The sequence below is a fragment of the Rhizobium sp. RHZ01 genome (assembly GCF_014851595.1).
GTDB classification, from domain to species: Bacteria; Pseudomonadota; Alphaproteobacteria; order Rhizobiales; family Rhizobiaceae; genus Rhizobium; species Rhizobium altiplani.
This window is the reverse complement of record NZ_JACUZZ010000018.1, coordinates 29,536-43,668: the sequence shown is the minus strand read 5'-3', so window position 1 is coordinate 43,668 and position 14,133 is coordinate 29,536. Positions and strand designations below refer to the sequence as shown.

Sequence of the window (14,133 nt, the reverse complement as noted above, 5' to 3'; positions counted from 1 at the left end):
GCTACTCCGCCGCGATCTTGCCCGCCAATTGCCGGTTCTTCATCAGCTTGTAGATGACCGAGTCAACAAGCGCTTGGAACGACGCATCGATGATGTTCTCGGACACGCCGACCGTCCACCAGCGCACGCCGTCGCTATCGGTGGATTCGATGAGAACGCGGGTGATGGCCTCGGTGCCGCCATTGAGAATACGCACCTTGAAGTCGGCCAGCACCAGATCGTCGATCTCATGCTGATACTTCCCGAAATCCTTGCGCAGCGCGAGGTCGAGCGCGTTGACCGGGCCGTCGCCTTCGGCAACCGACATGATCGTCTGCCCCTCGATGACGATCTTCACGACCGCTTCCGAGACGATCTTCACGCGGCCATGGGAATCGAAGCGGCGCTCAACCATGACGCGGAAGCCCTCGATCGAGAAGAATTCCGGGATGGTTCCGAGGGTGCGGCGCGCCAATAGTTCGAAGCTCGCGTCGGCGCCCTCGTAGGCGTAACCGGAAGCCTCCCGCTCCTTGACCAGCGCAATCAGGCGGTCGAGTTTCGGATCATCCTTGCCGACCTCGATGCCGCGGCGCTTCAAAGCGTTGATGAAATTCGCCTTGCCGCCCTGGTCGGAGACCATGACCTTGCGGAAATTGCCGACGCTATCAGGCGTCACGTGCTCGTAGGTGCGGGGATCCTTGAGCAGCGCGGAGGCATGGATGCCGGCCTTGGTCGCGAAGGCCGAAGCGCCGACATAGGGCATCTGGTGGTCCGGCGAGCGGTTCAGAAGTTCGTCAAATGCATGCGACAGGCGCGTCAGGTTGGTCAGCCGTTCACTGTCGATCGCCGTCTCGAAGCGATGGGAATAGGTTTCCTTCAGCGCCAGTGTCGGGATCAGCGTCACGAGATTGGCATTGCCGCAGCGCTCGCCGATCCCGTTCAAGGTGCCCTGGATCTGGCGAACGCCTGCCTCCACGGCTGCGAGCGAATTGGCCACCGCCTGACCGGTATCGTTATGCGCATGGATCCCGAGACAGTGCCCGGGAACGCCCGCCACGATCAGCGCCTCGACGATCGCGCGGATTTCCGGCGGCTGCGTGCCGCCGTTGGTGTCGCAGAGAACGACCCAGCGCGCGCCGGAGTCATAGGCCGTCTTTGCACAGGCGATGGCATAGGCGGGGTTTGCCTTGTAGCCGTCGAAGAAATGTTCGCAGTCGACCATTGCCTCCTTACCGGCGGCAACGGCGGTCTTGACGCTCTCGGCGATGCTTTCGAGATTTTCCTCGTTGGTGCAGCCGAGCGCGACCTTCACATGGTAGTCCCAGCTCTTGGCAACGAAACAGATCGCGTCGCTCTCAGCCTGCAGGAGGGCTGCGAGGCCCGGATCATTTGAGGCCGAGATGCCGGCTCGCTTCGTCATTCCGAAGGCGACGAAGCGGGCCCGTGTCGTGCGCTTCTCGCTGAAGAAGGCGGAGTCCGTCGGATTGGCGCCGGGATATCCGCCTTCGACATAATCAAGGCCGAACTCATCCAGCATGCTCGCGATCGCAATCTTGTCCTCGACGGAGAAGTCGATGCCGGGCGTCTGCTGCCCGTCGCGGAGCGTCGTGTCGAAGAGGTAGATCTTTTCGCGTGTCATGATGGTCGTCCTGTCGGCCTTGTGCCTCGTTATTGCTTTCCGGCGAACTTGTCCGTAGCCCGGATCAACTGGTCGAGGATGCCGGGCTCCGAATAAGCGTGTCCGGCGCCTTCGATCAGATGGAACTCAGCCTGCGGCCACGCCTTGTGCAGCAGCCAGGCGTATTTTGCCGGGCAGGGCATGTCGTAGCGGCCATGCACGATGACGCCTGGAATATCCTTCAGCTTGTAGGCATCGCGCAGCAGTTGGCCTTCGTCCATCCAGCCGGCATTGACGAAGAAGTGATTTTCGATCCGGGAAAAGGCGTAGGCGAAGTCGGCATCCTCGAACTTGCCGCTGGTCGATTTTTCCGGCAGCAGCGTGATTGTCTCGCCTTCCCAGATGCTCCAGGCTTGAGCGGCCTCAAGGGCAACGGACCGGTCCGCACCAGTGAGCCGGCGATTGTAGGCCAGCATCATCTCGTGGCGCTCTTCGGGCGGGATCGGCGCGATGAAGCGCTCCCACTTGTCGGGGAACATTTCCGACACGCCGAACTGATAGTACCAGTCGAGCTCGGCTTTGGTCAGCGTATAGATACCGCGCACGACCAGTTCGGAAACGCGTTCCGGGTACGTCTCGGCATAAGCGAGCGCCAGCGTCGAGCCCCACGAACCGCCGAACACCTGCCACTTCTCGACGCCTGCCATTTCACGCAGTCGCTCGATATCGGCGACGAGATGCCAGGTGGTGTTGGCATTGAGATCGGCATACGGCGTGGACTTGCCGCATCCGCGCTGGTCGAACAGCAGCACATCGTAGAGTGCGGGATCGAACAGGCGGCGGTGGCTCGGAGAGAAGCCGCCGCCCGGTCCGCCGTGCAAGAAGACTGCCGGCTTTGCACCCGCTGTGCCCGAACGTTCCCAATAGATCTTGTGGCCATCGCCGACGTCGAGATGCCCTGAGGCATAGGGTTCGATTTCGGGATAGAGGGTACGGAGCACTTCAGTCATGTTCTACGCCTTCGGTTGGCCAGATTGCAGTATCGTAATCGGGATGCTGGAAGGAGATGATCGCCTCCTGCCGTGCATAAAAATCGGGTTCTTTGTGAATGCGTTGGTCGAAGATAGTCTCGACCCAGGGAATGCGGGCGTCGTAGTTGACTTGGATCTGCGGGGCCAGGTCGCTGCGCTCGTCGAACGTGCCGATCGCCAGTTCGAGGCCGCCCGGGTGGCGGTAGGTCATCGGCGTGCCGCAGTTCTTGCAAAAGCCGCGCTCGATATTGACCGACGACTGGAAATAGCTGGGTTCGCCGCGTGTCCACTCCATCCCCTCGTCAGGCGCGGTCACAAGGGCGGAAAAGAGGCCGCCGAACTGCTTCTGACACATGCGGCAATGGCAGATCGAGGGGCGGCCAAGCTTGCCGCTGGTGCGGAATCTGACCGCGCCGCATTGGCAGCCGCCGGTACGAATGGGTTCGCTCATGCTGACGCTCCGGTTGGCCAATGTGCTGTGTCGTGGTCGGGGTGCTGGTGATTGCTGGCGGCAATCGCGTTTTCGCTCTCGGGCGTTTCCGCTTCGGGCTCGATGGGCAGTACGTCGAGCTCATGAAACCAGCTCATCTTGCGTCCGGTGTTCGATTGCATCACCGGCTTGACGCTATCGGGATCGTCCAAGGAGCCGAGCACGATGTTGACGAAATCCGCATCCGGAACATCATAGAAAAGCGGCGTCCCGCAGTCGGCACAAAAGCCGCGGCGGACGATATCGGACGAGTGAAACCACTTCGGTTCGCCACGCGTCAGCGCAAAAACCCTTCGCTTGGCGGCGGCGAGCGGCATGAAGTAGTTTCCAGCCGCCTTCTGGCACATGCGGCAGTGGCAAAGGTGCGGATAGCCGAGTTCACCCACGACCTGGTAGCGAACCGCGCCGCATTGGCAACCTCCGCTCAGAGCCGCAGCTGTTGTCACGGGTTCCTCTCCTCGGGCCAGGTGGTCGTGTCGTGATCCGGATGCTGGTAGGAAACGATGTCGAGCACGAAGGGCGCAGCCTCAACGTCCTCTTCGGTCTCGCGCGCGGGCAACTCATGCAGGTGATCGACGAAGCCGATCTTGCGCTCCGTGCCGAACTGAATGACCGGCGGAAGCGCCGAGGGATCGTCGAAGGCGCCAGCCGCGATCGCCATGCCATCCGGCGCCTCGTATGTCAGTGGCGTACCGCAATCGGCGCAGAAGCCGCGCTCGACCAGGTTCGACGAGCGGAAGCGCTTGCGCTCGCCGCGCGTCCACTCGAACTCTGCGCCACGGACGGAAACCAGAGGTGCGTAGTAGGCGCCAAACGCCTTCTGGCACATGCGACAATGGCAGATGGATGAATCCTTCAAGGTTCCGCGAACCCGGAAGCGGATTGCTCCGCACTGGCATCCGCCGGTATAGGTGTTCATCTCTTCACCTCCCATGTCGTTACCCGCTCGCCAGTAGCCGGATCCTTGCCGTCCTTGAGCTGGATGCCTTCGGCAAGCAGCGTCTCGCGGATCTTGTCGGCCTCGGCGAAGTTCTTCGCCTTCAGCAATTCGAGCCGTACCTTCACGCGCCGGTCGATTTCGATCGCAACCGCCTCGTCGATCTCGGCCATCTCAGGAAGGACGCCGAGCAGCGCGGCACTCGCGGCGAACGTTGCGTGATCGCCGGACTGGGCAAGCGTATGCAGCGCCTGGATCGCCGCCACCGTGTTGAGGTCGTCGGCCAAGGCCCTGACCACCGTGGCATCGGGCTCTGCGCCCGCGGCATCGGCTGCTGGCCATTTGGCGAGAAGGCGCTCGGCTTCTTCCAGCCGCTTGACGGAAAAATCGATCGGCTCGCGATAATGAGTCATCAGCATTGCAAGGCGCAGCACGTCGCCTGGCCACTGCCGACCGCCGAACTTCTGAGTATGCAGCAGTTCATAGATGGTGACGAAGTTGCCTTCGGACTTCGACATCTTGCGGCCTTCGACTTGCAGGAAGCCGTTGTGCATCCAGACATTCGCCATGACCTTGGTGCCATGGGCGCAACGCGACTGTGCGATCTCGTTCTCATGGTGCGGGAAAATCAGGTCGAGACCGCCGCCGTGGATGTCGAAGACCTCGCCGAGATAGCGCTCGCTCATGGCCGAGCATTCGATATGCCAGCCGGGGCGGCCACGGCCCCAGGGGCTCTCCCAGCCTGGCTCGCTCTCGCTCGAGAGTTTCCAGAGCACGAAGTCGCCGGGGTTCTTTTTGTGCGCATCGACGGCGATGCGGGCTCCGGCCTGCTGTTCATCGAGATTGCGCTTCGAAAGCTGGCCATAGTCGACCATCGATTTCGTGTCGAACAGCACTTCGCCGGCCGCTTGATAGGCATGGCCCTTGGCGATCAGCTTCTCGATGATCTCGATCATCTGGGCGATGTTTTCTGTCGCCCGGGGCTGGATCGTCGGGTCGAGGCAGCCGAGCGCCTTTGCATCTTCGAGATATTGCGTCTCGGTCTTTTCGGTGACCAGGCGGATCGCCTCGTTCAGCGGCAAACCGGGATGGTCCCGCAGAGCCCTTGCATTGATCTTGTCATCGACATCAGTGATATTGCGCGCATAGGTGACGTGCTCGGCGCCATAGACGTGCCGGAGCAGGCGGAACAGAATGTCGAAGACAATGGCCGGGCGTGCATTGCCGATATGGGCGTAGTCATAGACGGTAGGGCCGCAGACATACATGCGCACGTTCTGCGGATCGATCGGCGCAAAGGCCGTCTTTTCGCGCGTCAGCGTGTTGTAAAGCTTCAGTTCCGGCTTCTTTGTGTCTGGCGCGCCGGCCATGTCTACTCTCCCAAATGCAATGATCCGAAAAAAATGCTGCTACCCGGCGGGCCGGGGCGTTTCTCATCTTGGACTTTTCAGGAGACGAAAACGGCCAGGCCAGCGAGCGCGCTAGCGAATAATCTTCCGGCAGATAATGCAGATAACCGTTTTCATGGCGGGTTTTATGGCGCGCTAACCCGGTTTGGTCAAGGGGGGTGAGAAGCGGTCCGGCCCCTAACCGGAGCAATCGATCCAGTGAATCGATTGCAGCGCCGAACGCCCGAAGCGCAAGCGCAGGGCCGGGCTGATGCCATCCGCCGCGACCTCACGAAATTCTGCTACAACGCGTCAAGGAAAACGAAAGACCATTGGAGTGATGAAAACCCTCTATCGAACAGTCCTCGCGGTGGTGATTCTAGCTGTCGCGGTCGCATCGTATCTGGCATACGATCGCGCCATGGCACCGTTCACACCTCCGACGCTTGCGGACTATCCCATACAGGGCGTCGACATCAGCCACCATCAGGGTGCCATAGATTGGCAAGCGCTGGCACGCCAGCCGAACGTCCGTTTCGCGATCATGAAGGCGACCGAGGGGGGCGACCACCGCGACAAGCGTTTTGCCGAAAACTGGAAGGCGGCGAGGGACGCCGGCATCGTGCGTGGCGCCTATCACTTCTTCACCTTCTGCCGCCCCGGCCGCGAACAGGCGCGCAATGTCATGGGAACCGTCCCGGTCGAAATGGATGCGATGCCGATCGCGATCGACCTCGAATTTACCGGAAACTGCGGCAAGGTGCCGACGCTCGAGGAGTTGAGCGCCGAGATCAGCGCGTTCTTTGATGAGCTGAACGGTGCCTATCCCGGCAAACCGATCTTCTACCTGAACCAGCAATTCTTCGATCAGTACCTGAAGGGCAACGAGGCACGTTTTCCTGATCACTATCTCTGGCTACGCAGCATCGGCCAGGCGCCGAAACGGGAGGACTGCGGCGGTTGGTCGATCTGGCAATTCGCTGACAACGGCGGGCTGGATGGCATTAAGGGTTCGGTCGACCTTAACGCGCTCTGCCCATCGGAAACAGGTTTCGCGCACCTGTTCCCGGCTCTGGCCGCCAAGTGAAGCGTGCTTATTCCGGTAGGCGGTAGTCGACGAGCTTGTTCTCGCGGACGATGAAGAGCTTACCGGTTTCGGTCACATCAGGGCCGACCAGCGGCAGGATCGCCTTGGCGACCTCGGAGGGATGCGGCAACGTCTCGGGATCTTCTCCCGGGACAGCCTGGGCACGCATAGCAGTGCGGGTCGCACCCGGATCGACACTGGTGATCCGAAGCGGCGTGCGCTGCGTTTCGCCAGCCCACGTGCGCGCCAGTGCTTCGACGGCTGCCTTGGAAGCGGAGTAGGGGCCCCAGAACGGACGACACTTGTGCGCAGCACCCGATGAGAGAATGACGGCGCGGCCGGCGTCGGAGCGCGAAAGCAGCGGATCGACCGAGCGGATCAGCCGCCATGTCGCGGTGACGTTGATGTTCATCACCTTCTCGAAGGTCTTTGCCTCGACATGTCCGATTGGCGAAATCACGCCGAGCACACCTGCGTTGGCGACGAGAATGTCGAGCTTGCCCCAGCGCTCGAAGATCGAGGCACCGAGCGCATCGATGGCGTTCATGTCGGCGAGGTCGAACGGGACGAGGGTAGCGGCGGAGCCACCAGCGGCCTTGATCGCATCATCGAGATCCTCGAGGCCGCCGACCGTGCGGGCGCAGGCAATCACATGCGCTCCGGCCTTTGCCAGCTCCAGCGCCGTGAAATAGCCGATACCTCGGGATGCGCCGGTAACGAGCGCGATCTTGCCTTCAAGGTTGATAGTCATTGTGCCCCGGTCCTGCGTCGCTGAAGAATTAAGGGGCGCAATAAGCGCCCCTTAATCAAATGTCAAAGCCAATGGCTGTCAGCCGTTGGTCGCGAGCAGGGAAACCTTGCGGCCCATCGTTTCGCCTTCCTTGTCGAGGAGGCGGGTCGGATAGTCACCGGTGAAGTAGTGGTCGGTAAACTGCGGACGGGCGTCATTGCGATCCTCGCCGCCGACGGCGCGATAAAGGCCGTTGATCGACAGGAATTCCAGCGAGTCCGCGCCGATATATTTGCACATGGCCTCTAGGCTGTCGTACTGGTTGGCGAGAAGCTTCTCGCGATCAGGCGTGTCGATGCCGTAGAAATCAGGATAATAGATCATCGGACTTGCGACGCGCAGGTGCACTTCCTTGGCACCGGCATCGCGGATCATTTGCACGATCTTCAGCGACGTCGTGCCGCGCACGACCGAATCGTCGACGAGCACGACGCGCTTGCCTTCGATCATCGCCCGGTTGGCGGAATGCTTCAGCTTGACGCCAAAGGCGCGGATCTGCTGCGTCGGTTCGATGAAGGTGCGGCCGACATAGTGGTTGCGGATGATACCGTATTCGAAGGGGATGCCGCTTTCCTGAGCATAGCCGAGTGCAGCCGGCGTGCCGCCATCCGGAACCGGAACGACGACGTCGGCGTCAACCGGGGCTTCTTTTGCAAGATTGATGCCCATGTTCTTGCGCGCGACATAGACGCTGCGACCGCCGACCACCGAGTCAGGGCGGGCGAAATAGACATATTCGAACAGGCAGAGGCGTTCCGGCTGGCCGTTACCGGCCTTGCGCGCGTCGATCGAGATTGAACCATCAGGCTGGATCTCGCAGATGATGACTTCGCCGTTCTCGACGTCGCGGATGAATTTCGCGCCGATGATATCGAGTGCACAGGTCTCGGAAGCGAAGATCGGCTTGCCGTCGAGTTCGCCCATAACCAGCGGGCGGATACCCGTGGGGTCGCGTGCCGCGATGAGCTTCGTGCGTGTCATGGCGAGCATCGAATAGCCGCCTTCCATCTGGCGAATAGCATCAATGAAGCGGTCGGCCGTGGAGGTGTAGCGCGAGCGGGCGATGAGGTGGAGAACCACTTCCGTATCGGAGGTCGACTGACAGATGGCGCCACCGGCGATCAACTGGCGACGAAGGGTCAGGCCATTTGTGAAGTTGCCGTTGTGGGCGATAGCGATGCCGCCGACTTCAAGTTCGGCGAAGAGCGGCTGCACGTTGCGGAGGGCGACTTCCCCGGTCGTTGAATAGCGGTTGTGGCCGATGGAGATGTTTCCGGGCAGGCGAGCAAGCGTGGTCGGATTGGTATAATGGTCGCCGACGAGACCCATGTGACGTTCGGAATAAAAGCGCAGTCCATCGAACGAGACAATGCCGGCTGCTTCCTGCCCGCGATGCTGAAGTGCATGCAGGCCGAGCGCGGTCAGGGTAGACGCATCGTCATGGCCAAGAATGCCGAAGACGCCGCATTCTTCGTGGAGGGTGTCTCCATCGAATTCGTCATTAAGCGTCAAGGAATGGGACTGGTTCATCGATGCGGGCCTTTGCTCTCACAAGAATGGATCGGCTTTCCATAGCATGACGCCGTGATCATGCGTTTTAAACGGCTGAGGCCCGGCAGAGCGGATGCCCGGCCGGACCTTTATTCACGTTCCGCTCAGATGGCAATTGCCAGGCGGCGGGTCAAGCTGTTGAACACTGCGTCAATTAGACGGCTGCTGTGCGCCGGTTGCAGGGACAGGAGCTGCATCTTCGGCTGGCGCCGCCTGGTCGGATGCCGGCGCGTTGCCGCTGTCAGTATTGCCGCCCTGCGGCTGAATTTTGTCCATCACGCTCGCCCGCACCATTTGCGCGAATTCCGCCGGTAGTACGGACTGCAACTTGACGACCATCGAGTCCAGGAACGGCTTCGACTTGGCGTTGTTCACCCAGGCCGGGCGGTGATCCGCGTCCACGAGCCAGTTCCAGAAGGCGACGGCCACGACGAGAAGAAGTATGCCCCTAGCCGCGCCGAAGAGAAAGCCCAAAGTGCGGTCCAGCGCTCCGATCCGGCTGTCGATGATGAAGTCCGCGATCTTCATGGTGATGAAGGAGATCACGATCAGCGCGATCAGGAACACGACAGCTGCCGAACCGACGAGCGCGATGCGGTCGTCGTCGGTGTACTTCTTCGCGTAGGGGACGAGGTAGGGATAGAAATAGTATGCGGCGGCTGCAGAGCCGCCCCAGCTTGCGATAGAAAGAACTTCGCGGGAGAAGCCGCGGACCATTGCAAGTACGGCGGAGAAAAGAACGACGCCGATGACAATACCGTCGAAAATCGTAATGGGCATATAAATTCAACTCCAGGACCGCCGTTTATATACGGCTTGGTCGCGCCTCATTGCGTGCTTCCTATAACATCACCGGTGTAGGCGATGAAAGGATCAAACCTCTTCTTCCACACGTCGCAGTGCGCCTTTCGAACCGGCAATGCGTGCAACCAGGTCCGGAAGGCTCTCGATCTCGCTCCAGCGACCGCCGGAACCCTTTGGCAGGTCGGCTGACGCCGAGGGAAGCAGCGCGGCAGAAAAGCCCAGCTTCTCGGCTTCTTTGAGGCGCTGGGACGTCTGTGAAACCGGCCGGACGGCGCCCGACAGGCTGACTTCGCCGAAATAGACACAATTGGCCGGCAGGGCAATACCGGCGAGCGATGAAACCAAGGCCGAGGCCACGGCGAGATCGGCCGCCGGTTCCGAGATGCGGTAACCGCCTGCAATGTTCAGATAGACGTCGTGCTGACCGAGCCGAACGCCGCAATGCGCCTCGAGTACGGCAAGGATCATCGACAGGCGCGCCGAGTCCCAGCCGACCACTGCGCGGCGCGGGGTGCCGAGCGATGTCGGGGCAACGAGCGCCTGCACTTCGACCAGGATCGGGCGCGTGCCCTCCATGCCGGCAAAGACGGCCGCTCCCGGTGATTTCTCGTTGCGCTCGCCAAGGAATAGCTCGGATGGATTGGCAACCTCGCGCAATCCCTTGTCCGACATCTCGAAGACACCGATCTCGTCCGTCGGCCCAAAGCGGTTCTTGACCGTTCGCAGGATGCGATAGTGGTGACCGCGATCGCCTTCGAAGTAGAGCACGGCATCGACCATATGCTCAACGACACGCGGCCCCGCGATCTGTCCGTCCTTGGTGACGTGACCGACAAGAACCATGGCTGCACCGGTCTGTTTCGCGAAGCGGATCATCGACTGAACGCCGGTGCGTACCTGCGTTACGGTTCCGGGCGCGGACTCGGCCAGTTCGCTCCAAAGCGTCTGGATCGAGTCGATGATCACGAGATCGGGCCGCTTGCCTTCGGCGACCGTCGCCAGAATGTCCTCCACATTGGTTTCCGCGGCGAGCAGCACATCGGTGTCGGCAGCCTGCAGGCGCTGCGCCCGCAGCCGTACCTGGGCGACCGCCTCTTCACCCGATACGTAGATGACGCGGTGGCCATGGCGCGATAGAGCTGCCGCTCCCTGCATCAGCAGCGTCGATTTGCCGATGCCGGGATCGCCGCCTATCAGCACGGCCGAGCCGCGCACGAAGCCGCCGCCGAGAGCCCGATCGAGTTCGGAAATGCCTGTGTGGATGCGTGGAGCTTCCTCGATTTCGCCTGACAGCGTCGTCAGGGTGACCGGCCGGCCCTTCTTCGGCGTCTTCGCCGGGCCGCCGCCGATGCCGCCCATCGGGTCTTCTTCGACGATGGTATTCCACTCGCCGCAGTTATCGCATTTGCCCGCCCAGCGGTTGTGGACCGCGCCGCAGCTCTGGCAGATGAAATGTGTCCTGGCCTTCGCCATCAATCATGCTTTCGGTTGGATGGCCGCAACGCGTCGCATCGAATCACTTTGATGGCTCAAATAATCATTCCCGGCACCGATCAAAACTAATGATTTCCCTATCAGGGGCTGCGGTGGCACCTGTTCTCCACTGTCTTGGAGGCCACGACGATGCTGGATTACTCGCTTGCGCATTGGATCGCGTTCTTGACCGCGGCGGTCCTGCTCAATCTGTCGCCCGGTCCGGACATGGCTTTCATTCTCGGCCACACCGTCAAAAGCGGCACGAGGACCGGCTTCGCCGCGCTGTTCGGCATCTGGACGGGCGCCGGCCTGCATGTGGCGATGGCGGCATTTGGTCTTTCGGCGATCCTCGCCGCCTCCGCGCTGGCCTTCTCGGTGGTGAAGTGGGTCGGCGCGATCTACCTCGTCTGGCTCGGCATTCAGGCATTGCGCTCGAAGGGCGGAGGAGGCCTGGTCAATGCGGCGAAGGATGTCCTGCCCTGGAGCCGCGTCTACAAGGAGGGCATCCTCGTTTCGCTGCTGAACCCGAAAGTCGCGGTCTTCTTCCTCGCCTTCCTCCCGCAGTTCGTGGTGGAGGGTGCCGGACCGACGTGGCTGCAGCTGGCGGTCCATGGCGTCTTCATCATTGTCGTTGCAGCCTTCATCGAGCCGCCGCTCATCCTGGCGGGAGGGCGCCTCGCCGATCTCATCAAACGCAGAAAGAGTATCGGCCTCTGGCTCGATCGCGGCCTTGGCGCGCTGCTGGTGGCACTGGGCGTGCGATTGGCGCTAACGACGCGCTAGGTCCTTAGTCTTCCTCGTGCAGGTAACGCCGCTCGTGCCGAAGGCCGATGCTGGTCAGGATTTCGTAGCCGATCGTACCCGCCGACCTAGCGACGTCGTCGACCAGCACGTTCTTTCCGAACAATTCCACGTAATCGCCTGCGCGCACTGCGTTTTCCGGAAGGTCAGTGACGTCGAAAATCGTCAGGTCCATGGTGATTCGGCCGGCAATGGGAATCTTCCGGCCAGCCAGGAAGCCATAACCTCCCTCGGGCACGACCTGTCGCAGTGGCACGCCACCGCTCGACTGGCTACGCAGGTAGCCATCGGCATAGCCCGCCGACACGACGGCGAGCCTGCTGTCGCGGGTCAGTTGCAAGGCACGGCCGTAGCCGACGAACTCGCCTGCCTTGGCCGTGCGCACCTGAATGATCCGCGCCTCGGCGGTCACCACCGGTCGCATCGGGTTCGCCAGGCCGTTGACCGCTTCGCCGCCATAGAGTGCTATGCCGGGGCGCGTGAGATCGAAGTGATAGTCGCTGCCGAGGAAGATGCCGCCCGACGCCGCAAGACTTGAATCGATGCCTTCATACGCCGCGCTAAACTGCCGAAATGATTCAAGCTGTTGCTTGTTCATCTCCGAGGAATGGTCGTCACTGCATGCGAGATGGCTCATGACGAGCACCGGCGCAAAACTTGCCGGGCGTGAAACGTCGTCAGCGAGCGCCATTGCCTCTTCCATGGAAAGGCCCAGCCTGTTGAAGCCCGTATCGACATTGAGCGCGCAGGGGTAGTCGCCGTAGTCGGCAAGAACCGCCATCCAAAAGGCGAGTTGCTCCTCCGATGAGATGACCGGGACGAGGTCGTTTTCGAAGAGCCGCCGCTCTGTACCAGGCCAGACGCCGGACAGGACAAAAATGCGGGCGTCGGGCGCATAAGGCCGAAGCGTCACGCCCTCATCGACGGTCGCCACGAAGAAATCGCGTGCGCCGGCCATGAAAAGCGCCTCGCCTGCGTCTTCGATCCCGGTGCCGTAGGCATCCGCCTTCACGACCGCGGAGGCTCGCGCCTTGCCGGAGCGCCGCGCCATGTCCTTCCAGTTTTCCGTCAGCGCCGTCAGATCGACGGTCAGGCGCAGGCCAGCGGAGTCGAATGGGTCTTCATCTTCGAAACTATCAACAAAATCAGTCATCGTGCTTCACAAAAATAGGGAGAGTGCTAGTCGGGTCGCAGTCTAGAGATCAATAAGGCAAAGTGGAAGCAAGCCAAGGAGATATCCATCTTGCGATCACTTTTGTTCAAGACGCAGGGGCGCGCCTGCAGTAGTTTGGTTCGATGGAGAACGTATCGCAGAAAGAGGCGGCCGACGCGATGCCGCTGGCAGGCATGGAGCGGGCACGGTTCTGGCGCGACCGGCGTTTCCGTAACATGGAGTGCCTGAGCGCGAGCTTCGTGACGCATGAATATGCGCCGCATGCCCATGACACCTTCTCGATCGGCGCGATCGAAAGCGGCACGCAGATCGCGACGATGAAGGGCGTCCGGGAGGAAACCGGCGCAGGCGATCTCTATCTCATCGACCCGGGCGTCGTGCATGACGGTGTGCCGGGTGGCGATGGCTATCGCTACCGAATGATCTATCCGGACACCAAACTCTTCGTCGATATCCTCGAAGACGTGACCGGCAAGGCCTTCAACGCCACCCCATCCTTCCCCAAGGAGCTTCTCAGCGATCCCGAGATGGCCGCCACCTTCCACGCCGCCCATCGCGTCTTGGAGAGCGGCGCCGGAGCGTTGGAATCCGAGGAGGCGATGTTTCGCGTGCTTGCTGCGATCTTCCAGCGTTACGGCAGCACGATCGTCGTGCCGGTGGACACCAAGGAGCGCACCGCAGTCGGCCGCGCGCGAGACTATCTGACCGACAATTTCGACAGCGACGTCGGGCTGGACGAATTGGCTAACGTCGCGGGTCTGAGTCGCGCGCATCTCATCCGGGCATTCCGGCGCGAATATCACATCACTCCGCATGCCTTCCTGACCGACAAGCGGGTGCGCGAGGCGCGCAAGCTGTTGCGGGCAGGGCAAGCGCCCGCCGATGTGGCGATCCAATGCGGTTTCGCCGACCAGGCGCACTTCACCCGCCATTTCAAGGCACGCACGGGCGTCACGCCGGGGCAGTATCGCGTGGGTTGATCACTTTCGTTCAAGACCATCGCCGTG

The 14,133-nt window shown here is 61.5% G+C and carries 14 protein-coding genes; 3 read left to right on the top strand and 11 right to left on the bottom strand.

What is annotated here, in order from left to right:
* Position 1: 1 nt before the first annotated feature.
* Genes cimA through cysS form a run of 6 tightly spaced genes read right to left on the bottom strand, consistent with a single transcriptional unit; the run spans position 2 to position 5,425 of the window.
* Positions 2-1,618, bottom strand: coding sequence for a citramalate synthase (cimA, locus tag IB248_RS18860; protein ID WP_018857398.1), 1,617 nt, complete (start codon positions 1,616-1,618; stop codon positions 2-4).
* Between the two features lie 29 nt (positions 1,619-1,647).
* Positions 1,648-2,607: a prolyl aminopeptidase gene (pip, locus tag IB248_RS18855; protein ID WP_169681082.1), complete on the bottom strand. Its 960-nt coding sequence runs from the start codon at positions 2,605-2,607 to the stop codon at positions 1,648-1,650.
* Positions 2,600-3,079, bottom strand: a complete 480-nt coding sequence (locus tag IB248_RS18850) for a GFA family protein (RefSeq protein ID WP_169681081.1) — start codon at positions 3,077-3,079, stop codon at positions 2,600-2,602. The genes pip and IB248_RS18850 overlap by 8 nt, the downstream gene beginning before the upstream one ends.
* Positions 3,076-3,564: a GFA family protein gene (locus tag IB248_RS18845; protein WP_169681079.1), complete on the bottom strand. Its 489-nt coding sequence runs from the start codon at positions 3,562-3,564 to the stop codon at positions 3,076-3,078. Before IB248_RS18845 ends, IB248_RS18850 begins: the two co-directional genes overlap by 4 nt.
* Positions 3,561-4,037, bottom strand: coding sequence for a GFA family protein (locus IB248_RS18840; RefSeq protein WP_018857394.1), 477 nt, complete (start codon positions 4,035-4,037; stop codon positions 3,561-3,563). The genes IB248_RS18845 and IB248_RS18840 overlap by 4 nt, the downstream gene beginning before the upstream one ends.
* Positions 4,034-5,425 carry a cysteine--tRNA ligase gene (gene cysS, locus IB248_RS18835; protein WP_025659838.1) on the bottom strand — a complete coding sequence of 464 codons (1,392 nt, stop codon included), beginning with the start codon at positions 5,423-5,425 and terminating at the stop codon, positions 4,034-4,036. Before cysS ends, IB248_RS18840 begins: the two co-directional genes overlap by 4 nt.
* A gap of 358 nt (positions 5,426-5,783) precedes the next feature.
* Between cysS and IB248_RS18830 the strand changes: the two genes are divergently transcribed.
* Complete coding sequence (locus IB248_RS18830; protein ID WP_112666415.1) at positions 5,784-6,530, top strand: GH25 family lysozyme; 747 nt, start codon at positions 5,784-5,786, stop codon at positions 6,528-6,530.
* 7 nt (positions 6,531-6,537) lie between these two features.
* Here IB248_RS18830 and IB248_RS18825 read toward each other — a convergent pair whose 3' ends face one another.
* From IB248_RS18825 to radA, 4 genes are all read right to left on the bottom strand, one after another.
* Positions 6,538-7,281, bottom strand: coding sequence for an SDR family NAD(P)-dependent oxidoreductase (locus IB248_RS18825; RefSeq protein ID WP_062369333.1), 744 nt, complete (start codon positions 7,279-7,281; stop codon positions 6,538-6,540).
* 78 nt (positions 7,282-7,359) lie between these two features.
* Complete coding sequence (purF, locus tag IB248_RS18820) at positions 7,360-8,850, bottom strand: amidophosphoribosyltransferase (RefSeq protein WP_018857390.1); 1,491 nt, start codon at positions 8,848-8,850, stop codon at positions 7,360-7,362.
* Positions 8,851-9,021: 171 nt separating this feature from the next.
* On the bottom strand, positions 9,022-9,651 hold the full coding sequence (locus tag IB248_RS18815; RefSeq protein WP_169681077.1) for a CvpA family protein: 630 nt from the start codon (positions 9,649-9,651) through the stop codon (positions 9,022-9,024).
* A 93-nt stretch (positions 9,652-9,744) separates the two neighbouring features.
* Entirely contained in the window at positions 9,745-11,148 is a 1,404-nt protein-coding gene (radA, locus tag IB248_RS18810) for a DNA repair protein RadA (protein ID WP_018857388.1), read from the bottom strand.
* Between the two features lie 150 nt (positions 11,149-11,298).
* Here radA and IB248_RS18805 point away from each other — a divergent pair, with 150 nt between their 5' ends.
* Positions 11,299-11,934, top strand: coding sequence for a LysE family translocator (locus IB248_RS18805; protein ID WP_113470709.1), 636 nt, complete (start codon positions 11,299-11,301; stop codon positions 11,932-11,934).
* Positions 11,935-11,938: 4 nt separating this feature from the next.
* Here the strand turns inward: IB248_RS18805 and alr are convergent, their stop codons facing one another.
* Positions 11,939-13,105: an alanine racemase gene (gene alr, locus IB248_RS18800; RefSeq protein WP_192241505.1), complete on the bottom strand. Its 1,167-nt coding sequence runs from the start codon at positions 13,103-13,105 to the stop codon at positions 11,939-11,941.
* A gap of 179 nt (positions 13,106-13,284) precedes the next feature.
* Here alr and IB248_RS18795 point away from each other — a divergent pair, with 179 nt between their 5' ends.
* Positions 13,285-14,106, top strand: coding sequence for an AraC family transcriptional regulator (locus IB248_RS18795; protein WP_025659832.1), 822 nt, complete (start codon positions 13,285-13,287; stop codon positions 14,104-14,106).
* The last annotated feature ends 27 nt before the right edge of the window (positions 14,107-14,133 follow it).

Excerpts from the sequence above, each read along its gene's own strand:
- cimA (WP_018857398.1), bottom strand. The coding sequence starts at position 1,618 with ATGACACGCGAAAAGATCTACCTCTTCGACACGACGCTCCGCGACGGG.
- pip (WP_169681082.1), bottom strand. The coding sequence starts at position 2,607 with ATGACTGAAGTGCTCCGTACCCTCTATCCCGAAATCGAACCCTATGCC.
- IB248_RS18850 (WP_169681081.1), bottom strand. The coding sequence starts at position 3,079 with ATGAGCGAACCCATTCGTACCGGCGGCTGCCAATGCGGCGCGGTCAGA.
- IB248_RS18840 (WP_018857394.1), bottom strand. The coding sequence starts at position 4,037 with ATGAACACCTATACCGGCGGATGCCAGTGCGGAGCAATCCGCTTCCGG.
- cysS (WP_025659838.1), bottom strand. The coding sequence starts at position 5,425 with ATGGCCGGCGCGCCAGACACAAAGAAGCCGGAACTGAAGCTTTACAAC.
- IB248_RS18830 (WP_112666415.1), top strand. The coding sequence starts at position 5,784 with ATGAAAACCCTCTATCGAACAGTCCTCGCGGTGGTGATTCTAGCTGTC.
- IB248_RS18825 (WP_062369333.1), bottom strand. The coding sequence starts at position 7,281 with ATGACTATCAACCTTGAAGGCAAGATCGCGCTCGTTACCGGCGCATCC.
- purF (WP_018857390.1), bottom strand. The coding sequence starts at position 8,850 with ATGAACCAGTCCCATTCCTTGACGCTTAATGACGAATTCGATGGAGAC.
- IB248_RS18815 (WP_169681077.1), bottom strand. The coding sequence starts at position 9,651 with ATGCCCATTACGATTTTCGACGGTATTGTCATCGGCGTCGTTCTTTTC.
- radA (WP_018857388.1), bottom strand. The coding sequence starts at position 11,148 with ATGGCGAAGGCCAGGACACATTTCATCTGCCAGAGCTGCGGCGCGGTC.
- IB248_RS18805 (WP_113470709.1), top strand. The coding sequence starts at position 11,299 with ATGCTGGATTACTCGCTTGCGCATTGGATCGCGTTCTTGACCGCGGCG.
- alr (WP_192241505.1), bottom strand. The coding sequence starts at position 13,105 with ATGACTGATTTTGTTGATAGTTTCGAAGATGAAGACCCATTCGACTCC.
- IB248_RS18795 (WP_025659832.1), top strand. The coding sequence starts at position 13,285 with ATGCCGCTGGCAGGCATGGAGCGGGCACGGTTCTGGCGCGACCGGCGT.